This is a genomic window from Leuconostoc sp. (assembly GCF_965300815.1).
Genome location: NZ_CBDKZH010000081.1, coordinates 1 through 5,787 on the forward strand (window position 1 = coordinate 1; position 5,787 = coordinate 5,787).

The 5,787-nt window shown below is 41.4% G+C and carries 3 protein-coding genes and 1 pseudogene; all 4 read left to right on the top strand.

Annotation, left to right across the window (positions count from 1 at the left end; translation table 11 throughout):
• Window positions 1-176: 176 nt before the first annotated feature.
• Complete coding sequence (locus ACW12G_RS05885; protein WP_455647493.1) at window positions 177-1,085, top strand: magnesium transporter CorA family protein; 909 nt, start codon at window positions 177-179, stop codon at window positions 1,083-1,085.
• 686 nt (window positions 1,086-1,771) lie between these two features.
• Window positions 1,772-2,861: pseudogene (mobV, locus tag ACW12G_RS05890) on the top strand (MobV family relaxase); the annotation flags it as partial.
• 938 nt (window positions 2,862-3,799) lie between these two features.
• Window positions 3,800-5,059 carry an NEAT domain-containing protein gene (locus ACW12G_RS05895; RefSeq protein ID WP_455647494.1) on the top strand — a complete coding sequence of 420 codons (1,260 nt, stop codon included), beginning with the start codon at window positions 3,800-3,802 and terminating at the stop codon, window positions 5,057-5,059.
• Window positions 5,060-5,112: 53 nt separating this feature from the next.
• Window positions 5,113-5,787: NEAT domain-containing protein (locus ACW12G_RS05900; RefSeq protein ID WP_455647495.1), on the top strand; the 675-nt coding region annotated here is incomplete at its 3' end.

Sequence of the window (5,787 nt, forward strand, 5' to 3'; positions counted from 1 at the left end):
CTAATAAAGATACTAAACAGCTTCTTAAAGACCTTTATGAAAAATAAGTAGGTTTCCGTTATATTCTTTATAAAAGTGTTTAGCAGTTGGGAGTCGTTGACAATTTAAAAATTTGTCTGCAGCTTCTTTTCTTTTAGTCTAGAATAGAGGTCAATAACTAACAGGGGAATTACTAAATGATCAAACCCGAAAAGACAATCAATGGAACCAAATGGATTGAAACGATTCAAATCAATGCCGAAGAACGGGCAACCCTCGAAGATCAGTATGGCATCGATGAAGATATTATTGAGTACGTCACTGATAATGATGAAAGTACTAATTATGTTTATGATATCAATGAGGACGACCAATTATTCATCTTTCTGGCGCCGTATGCCCTCGACAAAGATGCGCTGAGATACATTACCCAGCCATTTGGCATGTTGCTCCATAAGGGCGTTTTATTCACGTTTAATCAAAGCGACATACCTGAAGTCAACACGGCACTTTACTCGGCATTGGATAATCCCGAGGTTAAGAGCGTCGATGCATTTATTCTGGAAACACTGTTTACAGTTGTTGACAGCTTTATCCCAATTTCTCGCGCCATTACCAAGAAACGCAACTATTTGGATAAAATGTTGAACCGGAAGACGAAGAACAGTGACTTGGTTTCACTTTCATATCTTCAACAGACGTTGACCTTTTTGTCCAGCGCGGTCCAAATCAATCTCAGTGAACTCGATCGTTTGCCAAAGACCCATTTTGGTGTCGGTGCTGACCAAGATAAAATTGATTTATTCGAAGACGTGCACATTGAAGGAGAACAGGTCCAACGGATGTTTGAGATTGAAACCCAAGTCGTTGACCGAATCGATCATACCTTCAACAGCCTTGCTAATAACAACCTGAACGATACAATGAAATTTTTGACAATTTGGTCACTGACCCTGGCTGTGCCAACGATCATTACCGGATTCTATGGGATGAACGTGAAACTCCCGTTAGCCGGGATGCCATATGCTTGGATGCTGACTTTGGGGATTTCTGTCGCCTCGATTGTGGCGATGCTGATTATGCTGAAGGTCTGGCGGAAGATGTGATGGGTGAGTGACTTGCTGCTGGGTGGGGGACTTTTTTTGGAATGTGTATAGTTGAGCAGTTATGCTATTTTGCGAACCCTTCGGCTTCTGAAATACGCTCCGACGACCCTGACCTCGGCCACATAAGGCAAAAAACAGGCGCTTACTTATCTTGGCCTAGATCAAGCTAGTCGTGAGACTATGTTAGATCAAATTTATTTTGGTTAAATATTTTAATTACAACTACAACTACAGGTGTAACTATAGCTGTAGTTGTAATTAAAATTTCCTTATCTTGAATATTGATCATAATTTTTGATTGAGATGATTACGATGAGGAATATATACGCACTCAGAATAAGTTGAGATAGATACCGATACTATCCCAATTTATTTTTTTGTGGTTAAGCTGACAGCAGCTTGCCCCACGCGGGTAGCGTTCTGCATGACATGCTCTCACTGAAGGTGATCCTGCAATGATAAATTGCCCCGTCACGGCGTGACCCGCCGGAGGTTTTACAAGCCGGATAATAGGCGCTGTAAAATAGCAGTTTCCCCAGTAGGAAGGGGAAACGCTACTGGCATCGCTTGTCGATGACACGCCTCGCAGAGCCTGTCCAAAATATCATTTTGGTATAACAGGCTATACCAGATTTTTAACGGTGTTATACTGGTCTTGGAAAACCTTTTTCGAGGAGGCATTTTTGATGGCGCATTTAAAGAAAAATACCCGTGGCGCAGTCCCTGGTTTAGCGGTTCACTTTGAACGTAAAACCGACCATCACACGAACAAAGAAATTGATGTGTCGAAATCCTATCTGAATCAAGATCTCATGGCGGATGGTTCTGATATGCTTTCACGCTTCAATGCGCGTTTAAATGACGTTTATTGCATGAAAAGAGACGATGTGAAGGCGTTAGCGACGTGGATAGTCAACTTTACCTGAAGAACTCACAGAATCCCCCTACGAGCAACAGAGCGCCTTTTTTGAAGCAACCACTAATTTTCTGAATGACCGTTATGGCCAAGAAAATGCCGTGGCCGCTGTAGTGCATTATGACGAGACAACTCCTCACTTGCACTATGCCTTTGTTCCGGTGGTTTTTGATGATAAAAAATCGCGTTATAAAGTATCCGCTAAAGAAGTGCTCACACGTCACGATCTGCAAACCTTTCATGAGGATCTAGATCAGCATTAAAAAAAAGTGCTGCCCTTTTATGAACAAGGTATTTTAAATAACAAAACCTTACCGTTTGAGAATGTCGCTGAAATCAAAAAATACAATGATCAGTTTAATGCCTTAAAAACGGAACTAGCCGATATTGAAGACAACATTCGTGCGAAACAGGCCGTACTTAAAATCACAGATCAATCCTTAATGGAAGTAGACTTAGCCGAAAAACAAATTGATACCTTTAAACAAGACTTATCTAAAAACCTCTTTGGTAAGACGGTGCTTAAACCTGATGACTTAGATCGCTTTAAAAGTGTGTTAGCCACGATGAAGAAAGCCACCTTGCAAAGCCAGCATGAGACGGAAGAACTCAAGCAAACGTTAGGACAAGTCAAAGCGCAATTGGCTGACGTCCAAGCAGACTATCAAAACCTAAAAGAAACGCATCAAACGCTTCAGCAGCGGCAACGAGAACAGCAACAGCTGGATTATGCCATGCGAGATATGCTTAAAAATGATTATGGTGTCGACAAGCTATCGCATACTGATGTGGAGGCTCGGTATGTGCTTTATAAACTAGATCATGAAAAACTTACAAAAAACCAGAAAACAGCTCAATCTTGACATCAGCGCCCTATTTCATTTCTGCTATTTGTATTTTTGATATTATTGTTTTCAAAAGCAACTATGGTGACAACAATTTTGGCGCTTTTATGGTTTATCATACTCGCCATAGTTAGTCTCATAAGGTGAAATATCATCGCCAATTAAACACAACGACTTAGAAAAAATCTTCGCAATGATTGTCAATCGTGTGTTTTCGCTTTACTATCATTAATAGGGCAGTTCATTAATAACCATTTCGGTAACAAGTTTTTAACGGCTGATCACAGTCGAAAGTATTTATTAATTTTGAGTGATGATTCTACGAAGTATTCATATACGGGCATTTTGTTTTAGTCCAATTTAGTGAGAAAAAAGCTTCTATTGGTGGAGGTAACGCTCGTAAAATGAGGTTAAAATTGGCACATGGACTCAAAGTATGAAGAAAATTAAAGTGTCTATGTGACGGTGGACCTATATCTCATCTTCACAATAAAACAATTGACGCGCTGGTTAACCACAGCTGGTCATTGGTGAAAATAATGGTTTTCCTAAAGAATATGATTAACCGAACTACCGCAGTACGATCAAGGGGAATTGAGTGTACAATAATCCAGTGGGCGACACAGCAGAAGGGGAGCTAAAAGGTTGTTTATGCCAACATTATTGTTTTTTTAACTATTGATTTTGACATATTGTTCGATGATTCTGAGAATGCGAGCGTTAGCGTGTGGATGGTTATTCAAGCCATGGTTAAGGATAATTAGTACGTGAATTTTTGCAATCGAAGATTTGTGCGAGTCAGGCCTAGCTAATCAAAGAGATATTGGTCAGCTTATTGACTTCTGAGCCCATTGTAATATAATTCAGTTATGGTAGAAGATGCGTAGTGCAAGCTGCGCTTTTTTTGTGCACAAGAACGCTTATCGCGTGATAAGTATCGTAATTTGGAGGATATGATGAAGAAAAATAAAGTTTTAATGTTAGCGGGAACGATAGCCGTTTCGGGAGTGGTGCTGTTGAACGGGGACGTTTCCGTCGCAGCGGACACAACTGGCGTAACAACGGTCACAACAGCAGCAACCTCAAATTACCAAAACGGGACTTACACCGCCACCGCCACCCTATATAAGTCAGGAACCGCTGTTTCCTCAATGATGAGTAGTATGGTTAATAGTCAGGCAGATGTGACAATTAAAAATCAAACGGCCACTATTACATTAACTTTTGGTGAATTGAGTAACGCCAACATGGTGAAATCGTGGGCAATTGATGGTGTTGAAGCGACGCAGAGTGGGCAAACTTTCACTGTTGCAATACCTGTGGTGGACCTGAGTAAGACTTTGCAATCCAAGATACACATAGAGACAATGATTGGGTCAATGCCGTTTTCTGAAACTCAACCAGTTGACCTGACTGTAACGGATTTGAAATTGGTAGCACGTGACCCAGATGAAGTTGCCGCCGAGCAGGCAGCAGCAGAGAAAGCAGCGGCAGACAAGGCAGCGGCGGACAAAGCGGCAGCAGAGAAAGCAGCAGCTGAAAAAGCGTCAGCAGATAAGGCAGCAGCAGAAAAAGCGAAACAAGCAGCTAAAGCTAAAGTAGAACAAGAAGCTACCAAAAACTCGCAAAATGGTACTTACACGGCGACAGCTAAATTGTACAAATCTGGTACAACAGATGATTCAATGATGGCATCAATGGTATCACCAACCGCCTATATCGTCATTAAAGATGGTCAGGCAACAATTACATTGACGTTTAAGGATATGGCAACCATTAACATGGTTAAAACCTGGGTTATAGACGGTGTTTCTGCGGTGAAAAGTGGACAAAGTGTTGTTATTGTTTTACCAACTTCTGAATTGGGTAAGACACTCAAGTCAACAATACATGTGGAGACGATGCTTGGCACGTTGCCATTTACTGAGACGCAACCGGTTGACCTAAAGTTAGGAAATCTTGAACGAATACCATCGGGGTCAATGTCAGATAACCCAAGCAACCCAAGTAACCTGCCAAACAATTATGTGTCGCCTAACCAAGCCACTGGTAACGACGTGCCCTTGACAGCACAATTATCAAGTACATCAAAATTGCCTAACACAGCAGCTACTAACACAGCTACTAACGAGATGACAACTGCACCACTTTTGGCAGCGTTAGTTTCAGGTGTCTTGGCTTTGGGTATTTGGCTTAAGAAGGTTTTGCGTTAATGCGACGATTTCAATGGTTTATGCTAACTTGCGTTAGTTTACTATTAGGATTCATGACTCTTACCCAAACAGTATCTGCAGACACTTATTCAGTGCCTTTTAGGGTCGTCAAGGATGGCACAACAGAAACATCGGTGGCTGATCAATACTTTCAAAAGCCTGCAACGGTTGCGATTGATGGGGATCATTATGTGGTCATTATGACGATCAAAACGACACATGATTTGGGTCTTTTCCCTGTATCTGTGACTGATTTTAATGGTCAAACGCCGGCAATTTCAAGGACAACGCAAGGCAATACCGATTATTATCAGTACCAGTTCACAGCGACCAATTTGGATACGCGCTTGGATGGTCACATGAACGTCAACATTCAAGCAATTCGTTACAACCACTATTATGGTTATGGTGTGGTTTTTGATACGAGCAGTCTTCCTAAAATTGGCGAGGATAAAGAGCCTGCGTCGTCATCAGCGAGTTCAACTAATGCGACATCTGAATCAACGGGCAGCTCATCAACATCATCGTCACAATCTGCTTCGAGTACATCCTCGCAAGCGTCTTCATCATCAAAAAAACTACCAGTCAAAGTAGTGCCTCATGTGTCTGTTAGTAAGAAAACTACTAAAAAAGCATCACCAACAAAAACGAAAAAAATTATTTTGTGGCCATGGCTATTGGTGATTGTTGTAGGTATTGCAACCGTCATTTTATTTGAGAGACAATCT

Coding starts and splice junctions, on each gene's coding strand:
- ACW12G_RS05885 (WP_455647493.1), top strand. CDS start 177: ATGATCAAACCCGAAAAGACAATCAATGGAACCAAATGGATTGAAACG.
- ACW12G_RS05895 (WP_455647494.1), top strand. CDS start 3,800: ATGATGAAGAAAAATAAAGTTTTAATGTTAGCGGGAACGATAGCCGTT.